This window comes from Chitinophaga cymbidii (assembly GCF_007992715.1).
Lineage (GTDB): Bacteria > Bacteroidota > Bacteroidia > Chitinophagales > Chitinophagaceae > Chitinophaga > Chitinophaga cymbidii.
In genome coordinates, this window is record NZ_BKAU01000005.1 from 416,933 (window position 1) to 435,982 (window position 19,050).

Annotated in this window: 15 protein-coding genes and 1 tRNA gene; 7 read left to right on the forward strand and 9 right to left on the reverse strand. The window is 49.0% G+C overall.

The window, feature by feature from the left end; all coding sequences use genetic code 11:
* Window positions 1-5: 5 nt before the first annotated feature.
* The 3 genes from CCY01nite_RS20335 to CCY01nite_RS20345 are packed head-to-tail and all read right to left on the reverse strand — an operon-like array spanning window position 6 to window position 1,669.
* On the reverse strand, window positions 6-677 hold the full coding sequence (locus tag CCY01nite_RS20335) for an ArsR/SmtB family transcription factor (protein WP_146865654.1): 672 nt from the start codon (window positions 675-677) through the stop codon (window positions 6-8).
* 5 nt (window positions 678-682) lie between these two features.
* Window positions 683-1,231 (reverse strand): TlpA family protein disulfide reductase, encoded by a 549-nt coding sequence (locus CCY01nite_RS20340; protein ID WP_146865656.1) that lies wholly within the window; start codon window positions 1,229-1,231, stop codon window positions 683-685.
* A 3-nt stretch (window positions 1,232-1,234) separates the two neighbouring features.
* On the reverse strand, window positions 1,235-1,669 hold the full coding sequence (locus tag CCY01nite_RS20345; RefSeq protein WP_222614459.1) for a rhodanese-like domain-containing protein: 435 nt from the start codon (window positions 1,667-1,669) through the stop codon (window positions 1,235-1,237).
* 533 nt (window positions 1,670-2,202) lie between these two features.
* Here CCY01nite_RS20345 and CCY01nite_RS20350 point away from each other — a divergent pair.
* From CCY01nite_RS20350 to CCY01nite_RS20360, 3 genes are all read left to right on the forward strand, one after another.
* Window positions 2,203-3,330, forward strand: coding sequence for a hypothetical protein (locus CCY01nite_RS20350; RefSeq protein WP_146865658.1), 1,128 nt, complete (start codon window positions 2,203-2,205; stop codon window positions 3,328-3,330).
* Between the two features lie 349 nt (window positions 3,331-3,679).
* Entirely contained in the window at window positions 3,680-4,561 is an 882-nt protein-coding gene (locus CCY01nite_RS20355; protein WP_146865660.1) for a hypothetical protein, read from the forward strand.
* A 37-nt stretch (window positions 4,562-4,598) separates the two neighbouring features.
* Window positions 4,599-4,835 (forward strand): hypothetical protein, encoded by a 237-nt coding sequence (locus CCY01nite_RS20360; protein ID WP_146865662.1) that lies wholly within the window; start codon window positions 4,599-4,601, stop codon window positions 4,833-4,835.
* 291 nt (window positions 4,836-5,126) lie between these two features.
* On the opposite strand, the gene CCY01nite_RS20365 is transcribed toward CCY01nite_RS20360, so the two are convergent.
* Window positions 5,127-5,501 carry a helix-turn-helix domain-containing protein gene (locus tag CCY01nite_RS20365; RefSeq protein ID WP_246129987.1) on the reverse strand — a complete coding sequence of 125 codons (375 nt, stop codon included), beginning with the start codon at window positions 5,499-5,501 and terminating at the stop codon, window positions 5,127-5,129.
* 137 nt (window positions 5,502-5,638) lie between these two features.
* On the opposite strand from CCY01nite_RS20365, the gene CCY01nite_RS20370 reads away from it, so the two are divergent.
* A complete protein-coding gene (locus CCY01nite_RS20370) occupies window positions 5,639-6,913 on the forward strand; it encodes a hypothetical protein (protein WP_146865666.1) in 1,275 nt (424 codons plus the stop codon).
* Between the two features lie 22 nt (window positions 6,914-6,935).
* Complete coding sequence (locus tag CCY01nite_RS20375) at window positions 6,936-7,847, forward strand: HEPN domain-containing protein (RefSeq protein WP_146865668.1); 912 nt, start codon at window positions 6,936-6,938, stop codon at window positions 7,845-7,847.
* 38 nt (window positions 7,848-7,885) lie between these two features.
* Here CCY01nite_RS20375 and CCY01nite_RS20380 read toward each other — a convergent pair whose 3' ends face one another.
* The 3 genes from CCY01nite_RS20380 to CCY01nite_RS20390 form a co-directional block, all read right to left on the reverse strand.
* Window positions 7,886-8,974: a site-specific integrase gene (locus CCY01nite_RS20380; RefSeq protein WP_146865670.1), complete on the reverse strand. Its 1,089-nt coding sequence runs from the start codon at window positions 8,972-8,974 to the stop codon at window positions 7,886-7,888.
* A gap of 139 nt (window positions 8,975-9,113) precedes the next feature.
* A tRNA-Leu gene (locus CCY01nite_RS20385) sits at window positions 9,114-9,197 on the reverse strand.
* A gap of 30 nt (window positions 9,198-9,227) precedes the next feature.
* Window positions 9,228-10,247, reverse strand: a complete 1,020-nt coding sequence (locus CCY01nite_RS20390; protein ID WP_146865671.1) for an MBL fold metallo-hydrolase — start codon at window positions 10,245-10,247, stop codon at window positions 9,228-9,230.
* An 80-nt stretch (window positions 10,248-10,327) separates the two neighbouring features.
* On the opposite strand from CCY01nite_RS20390, the gene CCY01nite_RS20395 reads away from it, so the two are divergent.
* Window positions 10,328-10,675, forward strand: a complete 348-nt coding sequence (locus CCY01nite_RS20395) for an MmcQ/YjbR family DNA-binding protein (RefSeq protein WP_146865673.1) — start codon at window positions 10,328-10,330, stop codon at window positions 10,673-10,675.
* 3 nt (window positions 10,676-10,678) lie between these two features.
* On the opposite strand, the gene CCY01nite_RS20400 is transcribed toward CCY01nite_RS20395, so the two are convergent.
* Entirely contained in the window at window positions 10,679-13,738 is a 3,060-nt protein-coding gene (locus CCY01nite_RS20400; protein WP_146865675.1) for an ATP-binding protein, read from the reverse strand.
* Window positions 13,739-13,756: 18 nt separating this feature from the next.
* On the reverse strand, window positions 13,757-15,601 hold the full coding sequence (locus CCY01nite_RS20405; protein ID WP_146865677.1) for a CHAT domain-containing protein: 1,845 nt from the start codon (window positions 15,599-15,601) through the stop codon (window positions 13,757-13,759).
* Between the two features lie 170 nt (window positions 15,602-15,771).
* Between CCY01nite_RS20405 and CCY01nite_RS20410 the strand changes: the two genes are divergently transcribed.
* Window positions 15,772-19,044 (forward strand): alpha/beta fold hydrolase, encoded by a 3,273-nt coding sequence (locus tag CCY01nite_RS20410; RefSeq protein ID WP_146865679.1) that lies wholly within the window; start codon window positions 15,772-15,774, stop codon window positions 19,042-19,044.
* Window positions 19,045-19,050: the final 6 nt, after the last annotated feature.

Here is a 19,050-nt window from a genome sequence, read left to right on the forward strand (position 1 = left end):
AAGCACTACTTTGTGGTTTCAACTTCTACCGGATAACCTTTCTGTACCCAGTCGGGAAACCCTTCAGTCATTCTTTTAGCGTTGTAGCCCTTTTGGGTAAGGGTGGCAACGGCCTCATCGGCATATAAGCAGAAAGGGCCGCGGCAATATGCAACGATCGTTTTGCTTTTGGGGATGCTTTTCAGCCGGTCGCCCAACTGCTCAAGCGGAACGGAAATGGCGCGGTGGATATGGCCACGGTTGTACTCTTCTTCAGGTCGCACGTCAAGAATGACTACATTTTTTTTCTCGATCATTTTTAGTAGATCGTCGGCATTCACTGGATCCAGGTCATTAAAGCCCTTGCGGAAGTCCTTGACGACCTTATCAACCTCGCTGTTATATACCATTCCCAGTTCGCGCAAACCTGCCCAGGCATTGTAGACATTCTCGCCGGCCAGTGAGTATCGGATGAAATTGCCATCGCGGGTGATTTGAACCAGCCGTGCGTGCTTTAGCGTCTGCAGGTGTTGGGAGGTGTTCGCGATGGATAGGCCGGTTGCATTGGCGATTTGTTCCACCGGAAATGGTCCCTGGGCCAGGAGGTCGATAATTTCCATGCGGTGAGGGTTTCCCATCGCTTTCGTGACCTTGGCTAATTCACCATATATTTTGTCTTTAAATTCCCTTTTGTTCATATGGCTCATGGTTTAGCGGATCTGCGGGTTGGATTCGATTGTGTTATTGAAACACTGCCAATTTGACCGGCAATGAATGAATACAAGGGTTCCCCATGGAGATTTATGGCTGCGATTCTACCGTTTGCATCAACAACGACGTTGAAGGGCAGCTCTTCGATCCGGTAGGATTTAGCCACGGGGCTTTTCCAGAATTGCAAATCGCTGGTCTGAGGCCATGTGATATTGTACTTCCGGAGGCCGTTCACCCATTTTTCTTTATCCTTATCAAGTGAAACGCCTAGTATCTCGAACTTGTCCGCCTTTACCGCGGCATGGAAATCGGTGTACATTTTGCCCAACTCGGCCTGTTCACCAACGCATGGCGCACACCAAGTAGCCCAAAAATCCACCAGCACCAGTTTGCCTTTCATGTCGGAAAGCCGGACGGGACGGCCATCTGGAGAAAGTAAGGAGATCTCCGGTGCGAGATCTCCCTTTTGTAATGGTTGGTTCTGGGCCTGCAGGGACGTGTGCAAGGCAAACATCACACATATTGTTATAAATCTTTTCACGTGTTATTCATTTACAGGATAACCTTTATCCAGCCAGTCCACTTTGATGTTTTTCGGAATATCGAGGAGCTTCCTGTTTACAAACCCCATTTCAGCGAGCGTCTTGAATGTCGGCCTTATGTTGGGGCATTTGCTGAACGGACAGCAGCCGCAATACAGGATCACTTCTTTGTATTTCGGAACGGATTTGAGATGCGCTTTTAATTTGGCAATGTTTTCCGCGTCCTGTCCGGGTCCGATGTCCACCGACCCTTTAATGACCGCGTCCGGACCGATATTGACGATGAGTAGGTTGTCGGCCTGGCCTTTTTGGATTTTAGCTGCGAGGTCGGAAGGGCGGACGAGCTGGTTGCTATTCCAGGGTTCTTGCTGCTGGGCTTTCGCGCCGAAGGACAACATCGCAATGGCGATCCATGCCAGTAAGATGGTTTTAGGCATAGTATGGTAATTTGCTACCAAAGGTACGCAATCTTGTCAATTATTCAATAAATAAATTGAATAGGTTGTGGCTCCGACTGCTTTAGAATGTAAAGCCGATAAATAAAGGGAGGACAAGTGGAAATAAATACAAGACATTTCATAGGTCAAATATGAATGATTAGAATTCTATGCATTACCATTAAACTGTTGGATTAGGTTCTGTTTTATGCAATATGCGACAGACTTTTCAAAGACTTCATGCGACATATTTGCCGTCTCATCGGTTTTTCTGTCGGCAGCCACGGTGTGCGCCCAAGAGAACAAATATACCAGTAAATCAATTACCGCACAACCGTTATAAAATATAAGTGCCTTTTTACAATCAATTGATAATGAATAAATAGCATTTTCAAGTCATGTTAATGGGCTATAACTGTTGAGTATTTTATCAAAACGGTGATTAACTTTGCATACAGTACATAACCGGCGAGGTACCGGACGCTTTAAGTATGTTGACAATATTTTAACCCGTTATACTCCCTTATTCTACCATGAAAAAAGAAACTATGCAGTATCCTATTGATCAATTGGATCGGCTTTTGACAGAAACAATTCATCCTGCCCAGTTTGTTACTCAACCGCTTATGGAGGGTCAAATAGCAAACTACATTGCAACGGTTAGAACAGCACAGGCTGATATTCGCCAATTCCTGTGGCGGAAAGCATCTAAAGCCAAAGATTTGATTGCCATGGAGCGCTTGGTGTCGTTGTATCAAGCGTCCATCATCCGTTTGTTGGATACGTTGTACCAATACCAATTGGACGTTACCAGCAATAAAGTGATACTCGAATGTTATCAAGGCATTTACCACGAGTTGGAAGCTTTACTTGGCTATATAGAGCGTTATTTTCCGCATTTTATCAATTGCCAGCAAAAAGTACCGGATGGTTTTCTGTCAGTCAGTATTCAGCAGCTCAAAAGTAGAGCAGGCGTTACAAAGGAAAAGCTACGGGTGGCAGGTGTCCATCCTGTTTTGACCCGAATTGCATTGGCCTGCATCCAACTTCCAGAAAATGTGACTTATGCTCATCTTCTTTATTGTAAGATGCTGTTAACCTTATTGGATGACCCACAACTGTTTGACGGCGCCACTGATGTCAATCAACGAGTGGCCGAAAAGCTGATTTACCTGAACTATAATCACGACCGTTTTGTACTGGAGATTATACGTTATATCTATGAAGATGTCAATAATATCCAGGATCATGCGCAGAAAGTGGAACGATTGCTCTTTCACCAAAAGGGCATTCACCAGATATTTCTACGGCCAGGTGTGGCTTGGGAACTGCAGCTTCCGCATATCAGCCACCAGGTAGATAATTGGATTAAATGGGAACTACGTTTCTTGCAGGAACGTGGTCAGCTGCAGCCATTGCCAGTTTCATTGCCATCTTCCCAACCTTTTATACAGACTAATCTGGAAGGGGCCCATATTTATACTCTGGTGATGCTTTTTGTAGACTCCGGCCTTGTGCTGAATTATCAATATGGTTCTTTGGCAGAGTTGGTGGCCCCAATCATGGCTACCCGGCACAAAAAGGGTTTTTCCCCGGAGAGCCTCAAAAAATACAAGGATAAGATCACCCCCGCCATAAGGACGATGTTCGACGATTGTTAAGAAGAATGATTGAATTACTGGAAGATATATAGAGATAAATTATAATCAACTTTGGTTTGTTCTATAGGTGGTATCATTTTTCATGGGATGTTGAACAGTCGACGTTTTCCTGAGATGTTATTTGATTTCCACTTTGATTCTACTTTACTTCCACTTTATGCGTATTATAGGTTAGTATATTTGTCTCCGTAGTTTTCCTACCTGACAAATACAACTATCAGCAAAGGTATTAGCCAACCACTGCCTTGCATCCTACCTTTCCAACAATACACATATGCGCTAACCAATCAATGCCTCGGCTTAATTCGTTGAAGGGTTGGCATGCTTGTTAACAAGTATTGAAAGAAGAATGAAAATTGCCATAAAGGATATTGCCGAAATGAAAGCATTGCTATCATTGGAATTTTGGTCTGGGAACAGGTGGCTGGTTTTTGACAGTTCAAAGCACTGTATCGTAACCCAGGACATTAGGTGTTTCCCTAATCTTAGGCAAGCGAGTTTTTTTTGCCAGTACAAAGTGTCAATAGGCCAGCTTTACCTCATCAAAGCCCTTAGTTCTAGCTTAAAAGTCCTTAATTGTGGTTTTGGGTGGCGGAATAAAATCGCAGCTGCTCAATTACAGCAACTGCTTAATTATTTTCCTGTTACTTCCTTTCGTCAGGGTGACGATTTGACCAGCAGTCTTTTAACTGGTGAATATTACCCGGTATTATGGAATAGAATAGTTTGCCCGTTGTCGGTGATTGACCGTTATCATTTAGTTGAATACGTTCCAGCCGACTGGAAGTCGCGTGAGAAGCTGGGACAAGTAGTTTATACTTTCGATAATATTTCAGATGCTTTGGACGGGTTTAACAAACAGACCAAGTGTAATCCAGATGGGAAAGGACATTCAATTCCTGTTTTGTTGCTGGTTGGACAATTCCAAAACCAATCGTTGAAACTGGATATTGAAGGGACACCTGAAGAAAGCACGGGTATGTTGTTATATACTGCACATATCACCCGTGATTCGGTACTTCAGCGCAACGTCTATGAGATTAATCTGGTCCAGGATGTGTCTATACCTGTCATAGTTAAACATGGAATCATTGTCAAATATGACACCATAAGGGGAAAACTTGATTTTTATGATGATTGCCTACGGAAAGTACAGCCTGGTGCTGTTGTTGATTTTTTTGATCTGGTTTTTTTTGCTTATCAGCAGCCTGTAGAGGTTGTCCAGGCATAGGGAAAAGCAGATTGGAACAATGTGAAATTGATGGCCAATGAAGCGTGATGAAATTGCAGTGATGAAAGCGGTGGCTCTATGCTATAAACCCTTTCTTAAACCAGCAGAAGCGATGATCTATTGTAACCTGGAACATACACAGTTGGCAAAGAAACTACAGGAGTATGGTATTTATAAAAGTGTCAGTGGATATTACAAGCGGGAAGATCTGGATCTGATGATGTCAGGTGGGCATTCCCGCATCCAACAGGCCGTACAAAAAATGAAACTGTAAAAATCAAAATATAATTTCTTTTGGCCAAAGTCACTTTACCCCCATTATTTCAAGAACATCAGGATTACATTTGATGACGCAGGCCGCAAAATCCGGAAAACATGGGAGAAAAGGGGGCGAGATGGGTCTTTGTGCGGCTCCAAAACTTACAAAACGAAGAATTGCCCCAAAAACGAGGGCACTGCCGTCATGCAATTCTTGTACCCTCACGGCAGCAGACATTTCACCGTACCCCAAAATAAAAAAGCCACCATAAGGTGGCCTTTCTTGTATCAAAATATTCTAAAGCTATTACTTTTTTGCCTTGCCTTGCAGCAACTCGTTTTTTTCTTTTTCACTGGCCAGTAGTCGTTCATATAGCTCAACTACCTTATTCAACGGATTAAACGTACAATGATAATTAAACCCACTATTATCATGAAAGGTATTGATGAAATTATTGGCAGCTTCGTCACTAAAAGTTTTTATCGCATCTGTTGGAACTTTCAGGGCTTTTGCAACTTGTTCTAATAACTTAGGGTCAATTTCCTCTTTTTGCTCTAGCAATGAAATCTTCTGCTGGTTCCAATCGTCCCCAAGTTCAATAGCAAGCGCATCTTGCTTAATGCCTAATATTTCTCTAATACGTTTTAAATTTCTTCCTTGATGTATGATGTTTTCTGCCATAGCGATATTTATCATGGGATACAAATATAGATAAAATTCAGAACAAGTTTGATACCGGTTTTTTTATGTAAGAAACGAAGTAAAAATGTTGAATACAAATGTATTACATGATTATTTCGTTGTCAAAGTAATACGTTATGGCAACTACAAAGAATACCGGCAACATGGGCTTCGGAAAATTACGCAACGCATCTGAACCTCTTACCATTCATTTAGAAGATGAACCCTACATATTAAGTGAAGAAGCTTTAAAAAAGAAGGTAGAGGCAAAGCTGTTACGAAAAAGGGATTGGTTTTACCCCAAGCTAAAGTTTATTTCTATTAAAGATAATGTGTTAAAGTTATTGAACACGCATAAAGAGGTATCTCATGAAATGACCGTATATATTGAGCCTGACCAATTACATATTTCCTGTAGCTGCGGCACACAGGTAGAAACACTTTGTCTTCATACCTATAAGGCTCTTGAACGGTTAATATGGTATCGCAGTACAGACTATTTTGCCAGATACCGCCCTGACGGCATTATGCAGATAGGAACTGCCCATGAGAAATACTTTGATAGAAAGGTTACTGACACCGGTTTGGACATCAAGCCCAAAACCAGTTTGGGCAGTGTCTATAAATTAGGTGATAAGCTGGAAGGCTTGAGCTTTACAGATGTAATGAATTTACCTCAGGCTGCGCCACAAAGAATTCAGGGCAGGGAAGCCGGTATAACCTATATCCTAATGAATGCTTTCCGCAATAGATACCTGACTTTCCTGTTCCCATGTTTAGGGGTGCTAAATAAGGCAGGGACTGATGTTAAAGGATTTCATCACTTCATTAGTGACACGCAAAAGGAATATGATACCCTTCTAACGGATGAGCAAAGAGCATTGAACATTATTTGCCTTGAAATGTGGCAACAGACGGAAAAGCAATCCGGCTCATTAATTGAAGGAGAACCTGAAAAGGAGCGTTCTCCCATTGGTATATTCAGCCTATGGGAAAAGGCCATGCCATTACTACTACAGCAGGAATTTATTTACAGATATAGCTTGTATGGTAAACGTGAGCTGAAAGAAAAACCATCAAGGGGAAGGATTGAGCGTATAAGCCTCCTAAAAGACACTCCGCGTCTGCATTTTCAACTACTTGATAAAGGTGCATTTTATCAATTACAAATGAAAGTAACCATAAGAGACAAAAAAGTTAACAAATATAATGCAGAAACAACTTTTTTTATTGGAGAAGATAAAAAGCTATATCTGCTGGCCTCTTTAAAGGATGCAGGCGTAGTGCAATGGATGCAGAAATCCGGTGGGTATATAACCATTTTCAAGGAGCACTTTTCAGCTTTTGAGCAGGAGTATTTAAACTCGCTACGGGAATGCTATTCAGTAAATACCGTTAAAGGTTATAAATAACCAGTTTTCGCAAATCCAAAACATGAACATTATGCAAATCAGCGGTCAATACAACAAGGTAGAATATAACACGAATGTGTTTATTAATGCGGATACTGATAACAATGAAATAAACAACTGGAAAGAAAAACTAGCTTCCATACTGGAACAGATACCATCCAAAGCAGATACTTTAAAACCCCTTATTCAGTTTATAGTTGCAGCCATTACTCCCACTAAAATTTACATGCTACAGCATAAGGATACAACTAAAGCCGCAACAGGCGGGTATATTGACCTGCTGATAGTCATATCCAGCCAAAATGAGGTGCCTTTTAAAGAACTAGAACCCGTGTTGGAGTTGGCATACCTGAAAAATCAGCGGGTTTCTTGCTCCCTGCATAACGAAGGCAATTTATTGGAATGGTTGCGAAATGGGCATACTTTTTATTCTCTTAACTGTATTCCTGAAAACCTAGTCTATGACGATAAAGCGACTATTTATCCTATTACTAACCCAGAAGCCTTACAAGAATTGAAAATACGGGTAAAACGTCAGTTCACACAGACTTTTCAGAAAGCCCTCGATTTTAATAAAAGCGCCGCTTACCTTTGCCAAAACACTTCTTCCTATTTAATACCATTTATGCTACACCAAGCAGTTGAACTCACCTACAGAGGTATTTTACAAAGCCTGAACGGATATGATAAAAAGACGCATGAAATCCGGGCATTAAAAAAATATATTCGCCGGTGTGCGCCGCAATTGAACAGCATTTTCCCGGATAATACCGAAGAAGAAAAGCGATTGCTGGACATACTGGAAAACGCCTACCTGAAAGCCCGTTATGAAGATCATTATAATGTGCCGGAAGATGATCTTTCCAAACTTTTTGATAAAGTAATACGATTGCAGGAAACAGCTAAAGAAATTGTAGAAAGTAAATTACTTTAGATGCTTTAAGTTCATCAAATGATTGCATACCAGTTTTACTATGGCAGGTGAGAGCCAGGAAGTTTTTGAATATGCTCACTTTGGTCTTTCAAGCGATGTCGTTTGTAAACCTCATTCACATACCGGCTGGTGGTATGGCCCAGTAATAGTGCTACTGTAGCCGCATCTACATTAGCATCCTGTAGTAGGATAGAAAAACTCAATCGGGCGCAGCTCCAGGTAACATGCTTGTCAACGCCAGCATCCTTCACCCATCTTTGAACAATTTTATTGCAACCGTCGAGGGAGGGTAGTACAAATATTTTTCCTATCGATGTCAGGCCATTATGTCTAATCCGGATTTTTTCAAGAATGGCTTGGGCAATGGGGTGCATGGTGAGTACTAATGGGTTTCCTGTTTTCTTTTGAATAATCCGGGTTGTAAGAGAGCTTCCCTTGATTTGTGACCATTCAAGACTTTTTACATCTATATGCCTCAGGCCAGTGTAGCAAGAAAATACAAAGGCTTCTTTTACCTCCTGGTTTAAACAGGGGGTTTTTAGTAATTGGATATATTCCTCAGCTTCCAGATTCTCTTTTAGTTGCGTAATTGGGCTTGATTTTGCCGCAACTTCTTCCGTGGGATTATTTTTGTAGTAACCTTCCTTCGTTGCCGCCTTAAGGACTTTTTTAAATTTTGCATAATAATTGGCTGGTGTATCCCCATTAAACCGATCCAGCAAATATTGCCGGAAACGTTCACAAATGTTTTCCGTGATCTCGATAGGTGCGAGAAAGGTTTTTTTAACGAATGCTTTGAATTGATCAAGACTATTTTTTAAGTGACGGTTGCCCTTTCGTTTGTTATTGTCTACGTACTCCTTATAATAGTCTAAGAAATTCGCTTTGAATTTGTGTGAGGGAATATGCCCCGTACCAATTGACTGTTGTTCCAGGGTCAATTGGGATTTTTTGGTTTCCAAAATGGCAAGGGCTTCTTTGTTATGATTTTTTTGCAGCTGCTCTTTTGGTTTTGCATATGTGTAAATACCAGTAGCAATTCTTTCTCCGGGCCCTTTGCCCCATTCCAGTGTGTAATAGATTTTTTGCCCATTCCGCGTGGGTCTTGGTGTCACAGTGATGGTCATAAACGTTCATTTTTTGTGTGCCGAACTGTGTGCCATCTGTGAGCCAAAAAGAGTGGAAGTATGCGGAAAAAACCGGCAAAAAGTGGGGTTTAACAAAAGAAAAACCCCCTGTAAATCAATGACTTACAGGGGGTTTGTGTGCCCAGAACTGGATTCGAACCAGCACACCCTTGCGAGCGCTGCGACCTGAACACAGTGCGTCTACCAATTTCGCCATCTGGGCATCCGTGTTAGGGAGTGCAAATGTAGCGCATTATTTCAAATTTCCAAAAGTTTTCAGATTCTCCCACCAATGTTGGCCCGGCATATCACCGCCCAGTATAACTGGCTCGCCTATACGGGGCGTTGTGATCCTCACGTCTTGCGCCGCGGCGGCCTTCACTGCCCGCTCCGCGGGCTCGTACCATGGGTGGTAAGCCAGCGCGAACTTGCTCCAGTGCACCGGGAGAAACACCTCCGCCCGCAGGTCTACTGCCGCCTGCACCGCTTCTTCCGGGTTCATATGGATGTTCGGCCAGCTGGGGTTGTACTGCCCGGTTTCCAGCAGCGCCAGATCAAACGGGCCGTACTTTTCGCCGATGGTTTTGAAATGCGTGTCGTAGCCGGAATCCCCGCCCACATAGATCCTGCTGCCATTCAGCTGTAGCACGAAAGACGCCCACAAAGAGCCGCCCCGCCGCAGCCCGCGCCCGGAGAAGTGCCGCGCGGGCGTGGCTGTCAGCGTCACGCCGGGCGCCACTTCATCCGCATCCCACCAGTCCATTTCCGTGATCAGGTTGGCCGGAATCCCGCACTTCACCAGGTCGCGGCCCACGCCAAGCGCCGTATACACCGTTTTTACCCGGGAGCGCAGGCGGCGCAGCGTCTGCTGGTCCAGGTGATCGTAATGGTTATGCGTGATGATCAGCAGGTCGATGTCCGGCAGATCATCCACAGCATAGATATTCGATCCGGGGAAAGCCTTCACCATAAAAGGAACGGGGGAGGCATGGCCGCTAAGCACCGGGTCTACCAGTACGTTGAACCCGTTATGATGGACCAGGTAGGAAGAATGCCCGAACCATATTATGACCGGCGCGCCCGCGGGCAAGGCTTTCAGGTCTGTCCGCACGGCCGGCAGCGGTTGGGACGGATAAGCCGTTTTAGGTTTGTTGAGAAAGTTCACCAGCACCTTCAGGAAAGATGCGTCCGGCGACATCACCGGTGTAGGAGAAAGATTCTGGAACGAACCATTTGAAAAATTGGGCGAACGCCAGCCTTTAACACGCCTCATCGGTATAATAATTTTCCTGAATGTACGATCAATGTCGGATTCTTACAATTTGATGCAGCCGTTGCTGCTTACATTTGCGTATGGTCACCGTTAAAACATTCCGGAGAATATGCATGTCGCTGCCCGAAGTACAGGAGGTGGCGCATTGGGGGAATCCCGCGTTCCGCACCAAACGGAAGATATTCGTTACGCTGCGGGAAAAGGAACTGCAAGCTAATTTTGGCTTCACGCCGGAAGAGCAGGCGGCTTTCTGCGGGGCGGACAGTAAAAGCTTCGTTCCGGTGGAAGGCGGCTGGGGCCGGCAGGGATGGACGACCGTAAACCTGGAAAAGATCTCTGAAAAAATGCTTGTCAACGCTTTGCAGAGCGCCTGGTATAATGCCGCGCCGCCGAAATTGCAGGCGGCTTTCAGGGAGAAACTGGAATGAGCATCACCTGAACGCCAACCCCAGCTCCTTCCGCCGCTGCTTCGATATCTCCCGTTTTACAGGTGACTGTTTCTGCGCCAGCACGCTCCACGATTTGGCCGCGTTGAAAACATCCAGGTAAGGCATATCATTCCTGAACACGCTCAGGAACTGGTCCCGCACATAATACAGCATATCCCCGTTGCCGGACATGCCGTAACGGTCATTGGCCGTCAATTGCAGGCCGGTCTTCACGTTCAGCCGGTTGTCCAGCACCAGCAGCCTGTTCTTTTTCGTGAGCACCAGTATTTCATCCTTTGCGCGGTTGTACTGCATCGTTTCAATGCCGTCCGGATGAAAGAACATGCCGGTCAGCACGCCGTCCAGGTTCCGGCGGCGGATCGTGTCCCGGTAGTTCCTGTCCTCGCTGTGATAGACGGGCGATACATGGGTGATGAATGCATTTTTGTCGAAATTCAGCGCCAGCAGGCTTTCCCGGAAATACAGCCGCGAGTGGTCGTCCAGCTTGATCAGTTCCGCATCTTCATCATACGCGCCCATCTTGGCGATGATCCGCTGTTTGTCCAGGCTCCCGAAGGCATAGCCGCAGCTTTCCGTGGTGGGGAAGCTGAGCGTATCGCGGCCGAGCAGTACATGTATCTGGTCGAATTTTCCCCAGATCAGCGCGCCATCGTCTGTGAAATCACCGAACTGCATGCTGCGGATCTGTTGAACGAAATTCCCGTGCTCGTCGTATACATGCAGGAAAGTATTGCCTTCGGGCGTCACGTAGAGCGAAACGATCTTTTTCAGATCGCGGGAGGTGGTGACGGTGGCGGTGGCGGCCAGCTGGTTCAGGGGGATGCCGCCGGGCGTCATCACCTGCGCGGTATAGGTAAGGTCGCCGTTGGTTTTTTCGAGGAAGGGAACGAGCAGGTTGCCGGATGCGGTGTACCGCACCCGGTAGGAATCAAATTCGGAGAAAGCATTCGGTGCAAGGTTTTCGATGGGATGCAGGTAACGGCCGGCGCCGCCGAGGCGCACCACACGCTGGTGGCCGGTGCTGCAGTTGAGTATCGTAAATTCAGTGGGGAACGGCGTTTGGGGGGAATAACGTTCCAGCTTGTTGTTCTTTTTCGTTTGCGCCATGGCGCTGGTTTTGCGGGCCAGCAGCAGCATGTCGTCGCGGTTCAGGAAGTAGGCGTAGGAGATGCCGGGGAAGGAGGCGATCTGTTTGCCTTTGTTGTTGAGCACGATGTAATTTTCATCGCCGTTATCCATCACCATAAATAGCCCGTTCGCGGATATATCGATGTGGCCAGGCTCCAGCATGGGAGAGCTGAGGGTATCGGTGTAAGCGCTGAATTTCGATTGTACTTCCTGCGTTTGCATGAATTCCAGCAGCTTCTGCTGTACCCAGGCGGTATCCCTGCCGAAAACCCGTTCCTTGATGGGACCGAAGAGGTTCAGGGCATCCACCGGGTCGATGTTCTTCATTTTGTAGCCCATGTACACCAGGCTTTCATTGCGGTTGAATTCCCGGCGGAGGGATTGCGAATAGAAGTACAGGGCGGTGGAGGAGATGGCGAGGATGCCACCGGCGATCCATCCCCATTTCCAGCGTTTTTGCCGCTCGCGCAGTTGCTTCAGCCGTTTTATTTCTTCCTGTTTTTCGATGTCTTCCTTTTCTCTTTCTTTGATGCTGGCGGTGTAAAATTCGAGGATGTCCGGCGCGAGGTTGAGCTGGGAGATGAAAGGGCGGTATGAATCGATCTCCTTGCGGGTGAGGTATTCGCTCGTTTTGCTCTGGAAGCCGGTGAAGCGGCTCCTGATCTGCTGATCGATGAGGGCGGCCCGCCGTTGTTCCTCGGTGCGGCGGCTGTCTATCAGGCCGGCCAGCACGTCGTGCGCCAGCTCGTAAGTTTGCCCGTCCGTGCGGAGTATCTTGTTCTTTTCCAGTTCGGAGAGGCAGCGGATCATCAGGGCAGATGGACGGTTTTGCAGATAGGGCGCCACCTGGCCGGTGAACCAGATGCCGTTGTTGATGCGCAGGTAGGCCAGCGGCCGCTTGGTGCCTTCGTTGGTCACAAAGCCGTCCAGCACATTGCTCACAAAATCATCCGGGATGTCCGGAAATTCTTCGTGCAGCCCTTCCTGTATAACGGTGATACGCTCGCGGATGAAGCGGTTCAGCACTTCGTTCATCTTGCCGAAACGGCGGATGATGGCGCTGTCGAATACGATATCCGGACCGCTGTTCATGTACACGGCGCGCCACAGCTGGTCCAGGTAGATCTGCAGGTAGGGGAGCGAGATGGTGTTTTTTTCGGTGAGTATGCTGATGATCTGTTTGGCATTTTCGCTGCCTTCGCGGAGTGTGATGGAAAAGCGCTCGCAGGATTTTACGATCACCTCTTCCACGTTCCGGGCATTCATGGGTTCTATCCGCAGGCGGCGGTCGCAGAAGTCGGGGATTTCCTTTTCAAACTCGCTCAATCCGGCGAAAAATTCTTCCCGCATGATGAACAGCAGGTTGCAGAATTGCAGGTCGGGGTCGCAGAGGATATGGTCGATGATGCGGATGAAGGTTTGTTTTTCGTTGTCGCTGCCCATGATGAGCAGCTCTTCAAACTGGTCGAAGATGAGGTATACGGGCCGCAGGTACCGCAGGTTGATGCTTTTGAGCGATTCGTATATTTCATCGTTCCCGGAGGGCAATGGCGCTCTCACAAAGGTGTGCTGGCGCATGTTGTTATCGCCGCTCAGCGCCGCGGAAACGCCGGTGCTTTGCGGCATGGCCGCGGTACTATCCTGCTTCAGCACCTTGGCGAGCGATTCATTGATGTTGTCGCCACGCCGGATGAAGAAGGGCGTCCAGTCCGTATCTTCCATCCTGTTCATCAATCCGCACTGCACGATGCTGGTCTTGCCCGTGCCGCTGGTGCCGTAGACCAGCACTAATCTGTTCTTGTGAATATGCTGGTACAGCTGGCGGATCTCTTCATCGCGTCCGAAGAAAATATTGTAATCATCCCGGCCGTAGGGGTCCAGGAATTTGAAGGGGCTGTTGATGATCGGTTCCATATCTGGGGTCGGTTGTGGCTATACGACGGCTGCCATTGACGTAAAATGTTTGAAGGCGGTGAGCTGCTTGCAGACGGCTTCATAGCGCCCTTGTTCCTGCTGCTCCGTTCGTCCGAAACGGCGGTTGATATTGATCTCTACCCGGTTCAGCTCGTCATCCGGCTTGCTGACGTTCCGGAACACGTACACATCGTCCGTGGAGCGGTATTGTCCGTAGAATACAAGGTTGGAGCGGTCTGCCCGGCTTTCGAAGGCGTTGATGTCTACCACCAGCGGGGAAAGGTTCAGAAATTCCAACGCTTCGCCGCGGTACTGCCGTCTTTCTACATTGAAAACGGTGAGGTTTTGCTTGGTGAGGATCACGCCGCTGTTGTCCAGGTGCTTGGCCAGAAGGTAGTAATTCACTTCATGGCTGGCGTTGGAGTTCATCAGCTTCACCACCTGGTGATCGAATTCCGTCGTGGTGTCGTGCCGGTATTTGTTGATGCGGATGTTTTGGATGCTGGTGAGCGTGTAGCGGTGCAGGAAGCCGAGTTTTTCGAAGAAAACGGACAGCATCTCTTCGGCCGTCAGGCAAAGTTCGGGCACTTCCGCCTCCTGTATCTGCGCGGGCCGGTTGGGATGGCTGATGGAAAAGTAAGTGGCTTCGCGGATGTAGGAAAGATATTCGCAGGCTTCCCCGAATTTTTTGTTTTGCTCATCTTTTTCGCGCAGCGTTTCCAGCTCGGTCACAAAATAATCCACCTTCTCCAGCGTATCGATGAACTTGCGGATGCTGCGGATGAGGAAGCTGTAGTTATACACGGCGCGTTCATCCACCGTCAAGGAAAAATAATCCGCCATCAGCTGCGCAATGCTGTCCGGCAGCTTTTCTATTCTTTTCAGGATGATCAGTTCCCACAACTGCGAGATCATGATGATGCCCATGAATTCAGTCGTAATGTGAAATACCCGCCCGATCTGTTCCAGCCGCTTCATGCCGGGGCGCTTGAGCGCTTCGGCGCCGTATTCCGCGGCGAAGAGCGTTTTCAGCTGTATGGCGATGGGATGAGGGAATACGTCCATGATCGTTTTCTGGAACACGTTGTCTTCAATGATCTCCGTTTTCTTTTTTTCATCCAGCTGCAGGGCCGGAATATTGCCGTCCTGCACCAGCGCGGAAAAGATGGTCTGCGTCAGCTGAAGGTTCGGCTCGTAGATGACGTTGGCGTAAGTGTTCTCCGTGGGCATGGGATTACCGTCCACCGCTTCCGCTTTTTTGAAGAACAGTCCCCAGAATGGCTCCCGTGGCGTAGCGCCGGGGATGTGCATATCGCGGCTGGCGGGTTCGTCGAGTCCCAGCTTCTCCGTTGTGGCGGTCTGCGCGGCGGCGAGGGCGGCGGTAAAAGCATTGCGGACCGTCATCCTTTTTTGACAAAGATTCTGAAACAACGCCACACCGAAGATCTTGGCCGAGGTGTCGTTGACGGACGCGCTGGTGGCGATCACCGCCGGAACGCCCAGCTCCAGCAGCTTGTCCACCTGCTTCGCCGTGGAACAGCCGTTAAGGATCACCAGCTTCAGCGCGCCGCTGGCGATACTCGGTTGCAGCTGGTAAGCGATGCCGATGCCGTTGGCGGCCTGGTCGTTGAACAGGAGGGAGGTCTGGCTGGCGTGACCGGCATAATGGAATAACGCGATGTTATTGCCATACACGCTGAATGCGTTGTTGATGTTATCTACAGTCGCATATGATTCCCGGTGCACTGCGTAATTGCCGCGGTTATGTTCGATGAGTATGCGGTGTATGCCTTCATCTTCGGCTGTGATGGAGGAAAGGGGATCTTCGCTGCTGTTCGCGAAAGATATCAGGATCGTTTTCATAAAAGAAACTACTTCGGGGTAAAAAATGCAAACAACTTGGGGTTCAATATGATCTGTAAGTTAACACTTTTTGCTGATATTCATTTGATTATAAAATTTTTTGTACAGCGTGCAGGAAAGGTGTAAGTTTAGTGTGTTCCCCAAAGTACGAGACCCCAAAAATTGCTGTTATGCAAACCAGAACACTTTATGCCACGTTCGTAGGCATAAATGCCTATCCCCAGGGCGCGTTAAGCGGTTGTATCAAAGATGTGCTGGACCTGGACCTGCTGCTGCGTGAGCAATGTGCGCAACAGGGTGCGGATGTAATGGATTACCGTCCCGCTTATTTTCTTGCGCCGAACGCTTCCGACCAGCTCCGTATCAGCGGGTATGAAGCGGCCAATCAATGGCGGATCACTTACAAAGCGCCTACTTTCCGGTCGTTGACGGAAGAAGCCTTTACACATTTTTCCGAAGCGAAGCCCGGCGATATCTGCCTGTTCTACTACAGCGGCCACGGTTCGCAGACCGCGGCGCCGGAGGGCCTGCAGGAAAAGATGATGGAAACCCTTGTGTGCGTGGACAGCCGCAGGGAGGCGCGGGACCTGGTGGACAAGGAACTCGGTTACCTCCTCTGGAAAGCGTTCGCGGGCAAAGGCGTGCATGCCCTCGTGATCATGGACTGCTGCCACTCCGGCAACAATACCCGCTCCGCGCTGGTGAATGACGACCTGCGTTTCCGCTTCTGGCCGGCTGACGGCAACAAAGTGCCGCTCACTTCCTGGATCGGGCATGCGGAAGGATTTTATGTGTTAGCGGATGGCCGGATCTCCATCAAAATACCCCCTTACATTCACCTGGCTGCCTGCCGGAATGATGAAAAAGCGCAGGAAACCATGAACGGCGGCCTGTTCACCTCAAAATTAACAGAGGTGCTGCGGGCCGGCGGCACCGCGTCCAGCTACCGCAACCTGATGCAGAGTGTGTCCGTCACCGTTAGAGGGCGTGCGGAAAGGCAAAGCCCGGTCGCCTTTTCGCAGGAAGATGCCGACCTGGACCAGCAGTTCCTTTCCAGTGCGGTGATCCCGTACAAGCCTTCCTTTGAGGTGCGCTATCATGCGCGGGACAAGGAGTGGCGGATGTCCGGCGGAGCCATGCACGGCATCCTGCCTTCCACCGTTATGCGGATAGGGGAAAGGGATGTGCCGCTGGCGGCCGTGTTCCCGTCGTGGTCCGTGCTGGACAGCGCGGCGATGAGCGGGCTGGATACCACCGGCATAAAAGAAAAAGCGGTTGTACTGCAACGCGGCGAACCTGCCATGCTCGTCCGGCTGGCGGAAAGCGCGGCGGGGTTGCAGCAGGTATATGACCGCCATCCGCATGCATATTTCCGTATTGCTGAAGAAGGTGCGTTGTACGTTGCTGAACGGTGGGGCGACAGTTACATTCTCCGCGGGATCAACCACAACATGCCCTTGTTCCAGCGCCAGCAAGATCCGGCGGTGTTCCTGGAACAGGTGAACAAGGTGGGCAACTGGCTGGCCGCGCTGGAATTGAAGAACACAAGCCCCGCACTGAAGGCGGATGATTTTATCTTCAACTGGGTGATAGACGGGGAACCGGTGGTGAAACTGCCGGGCGAAGAAATACGGTTGTCCTACAAGAACAACGAACATCCTGTGTTCAGCATGAACGTCGCGCTGCATCCCTCTTCCGCCATCCGCTCCTGCTTTGTAAAGGTGCTGTACCTCGGCAGCAAATACAGTATAGACGGCAGTCTTGTGCGCAATGATGCCAATGAGCTGAAACCGGGAATGTCCATCCCGCTGACATTTAACTATGAAGGCGAAACCTACGATTCCATCGGTGTCAGCATCGACGAAGCCTATCAGTACTACGGCATCAACGAGATCACGGATTTCCTGAAAGTGATCATATCAGACAGGGAAGTGAACCTTGACCAGTATCAGCAACAAGGTTTGCCGCTGGATGTACCGCCCGGCGCCGGTACGCGGGACATTGCGCCGCCGGGTAAAGCGGGGAAAACGGTGGACCAGCCCAACTGGTCGGTGTTTACTTTTGGTATCCGTTGTACCGGCCCCAAAAAGGAACAGGAGTTGCGCGCGGGGAGCCCTGCCGACTTTGCGGCTTTTACAGTGGAGGCACCGCCGGGGTTTAGCGCCCGTGCAGCGGCCATCACAGCGGATGAAGAAAACAATCGCCAGCCATCTTCCCGCGGGCAATCCGGCGCCAGCATCTGGGACGGCGTACTCACAGACGACAGCCCCTTCGCCCGCAGCATCCATCCCATCACAGACAGCGGCATCCGCATGCTGGAACTCTTCCCGCTGAACAATGGACCGCTGACGATACCTGAAGGCGCACAGCTCGTTATCCGGCCGGCGACAGCCTCCCGCTCAACGGAAGAAGAACTGGTGGTTCCCTACGGCTACGATCCCCATCTTGACATGTACATCCCGCTGGGCTATGCAGACGATCAGGGTAACATCTACATCGAACAATTACCACCACTAGTAGCAGACGAACGCACCCGCAGCCTCGGCGGCTCCATCAAACTGCTTTTCAAAAAGCTGATCCGCAGCCGGGAAGTGAACAGCCTGCGGATCTACGCGCGTGGCGGTAACGGCTGGGAGGAAACGAAAACTTTGCAGGATGGTAAAGCCGTGCTGCTGATCCATGGCATTACCGGGGATACGCGGTACATGGCGGAAGCGTTCAAAGATACGATCGGTGATGAGGTTGATCTTTTGCTGACGTATGACTATGAGAACCTTGCCACGCCCGTCAGCAAGACCGCGGAAAAGCTGCATGCGCAATTGCAGGCGGCGGGCGTACAGGAGCTGACCATCGTTGCGCATTCCATGGGAGGGCTGGTAGCGCGATGGCTGGCGGAACAGGTGCCCGGCACGGGTTACGTCCGGCGACTGGTGCTGGTGGGTTCGCCCTGCGCGGGCTCCGAAATGGCCGCGCTCGGTACCGCCGCCTTCGGCATGCTGACGCAGGCATTGAACCTGACAGGGCCTGTTAAATACGCCATCACCGGTCTTTCCTGGCTGCTGAAACAACTAAAGCTGCATCCCGGTGAAACGCTGAACGAGCTGAAACCCGGTTCCAGCCTGCTGCAAACATTGTCCACCTCCAAAGCCCCGCCGGGTGTGGAATACCGCATACTCGGCGGCGACACGTCGCTGCTGCAACACTACAATGGCGATGATCCATTCCTCAAACGGATACTCTCACTGGCAAAAGATAACATACTCTATCCGGGCTTAACGCAACGGGTATACGAAAAAGAACCGAATGACATGGCGGTAACGCTCAGCAGCATGCGCGCTGTTCCGTCCGCCAACGGGGAGGTAAAGCTGCAGGTGGTCGCGAGCAATCACCTGGCTTATTTCCGCGAGCAGGAAAGCCTCGGGCAAATTCTTTCACTCTTGTAATGCTAA

Coding starts and splice junctions, on each gene's coding strand:
- CCY01nite_RS20410 (WP_146865679.1), top strand. CDS start 15,772: ATGCAAACCAGAACACTTTATGCCACGTTCGTAGGCATAAATGCCTAT.
- CCY01nite_RS20345 (WP_222614459.1), bottom strand. CDS start 1,669: ATGCCTAAAACCATCTTACTGGCATGGATCGCCATTGCGATGTTGTCC.
- CCY01nite_RS20375 (WP_146865668.1), top strand. CDS start 6,936: ATGAACATTATGCAAATCAGCGGTCAATACAACAAGGTAGAATATAAC.
- CCY01nite_RS20380 (WP_146865670.1), bottom strand. CDS start 8,974: ATGACCATCACTGTGACACCAAGACCCACGCGGAATGGGCAAAAAATC.
- CCY01nite_RS20370 (WP_146865666.1), top strand. CDS start 5,639: ATGGCAACTACAAAGAATACCGGCAACATGGGCTTCGGAAAATTACGC.
- CCY01nite_RS20390 (WP_146865671.1), bottom strand. CDS start 10,247: ATGAGGCGTGTTAAAGGCTGGCGTTCGCCCAATTTTTCAAATGGTTCG.
- CCY01nite_RS20365 (WP_246129987.1), bottom strand. CDS start 5,501: ATGGCAGAAAACATCATACATCAAGGAAGAAATTTAAAACGTATTAGA.
- CCY01nite_RS20405 (WP_146865677.1), bottom strand. CDS start 15,601: ATGAAAACGATCCTGATATCTTTCGCGAACAGCAGCGAAGATCCCCTT.
- CCY01nite_RS20350 (WP_146865658.1), top strand. CDS start 2,203: ATGAAAAAAGAAACTATGCAGTATCCTATTGATCAATTGGATCGGCTT.
- CCY01nite_RS20360 (WP_146865662.1), top strand. CDS start 4,599: ATGAAGCGTGATGAAATTGCAGTGATGAAAGCGGTGGCTCTATGCTAT.
- CCY01nite_RS20355 (WP_146865660.1), top strand. CDS start 3,680: ATGAAAATTGCCATAAAGGATATTGCCGAAATGAAAGCATTGCTATCA.
- CCY01nite_RS20400 (WP_146865675.1), bottom strand. CDS start 13,738: ATGGAACCGATCATCAACAGCCCCTTCAAATTCCTGGACCCCTACGGC.
- CCY01nite_RS20395 (WP_146865673.1), top strand. CDS start 10,328: ATGGTCACCGTTAAAACATTCCGGAGAATATGCATGTCGCTGCCCGAA.
- CCY01nite_RS20335 (WP_146865654.1), bottom strand. CDS start 677: ATGAACAAAAGGGAATTTAAAGACAAAATATATGGTGAATTAGCCAAG.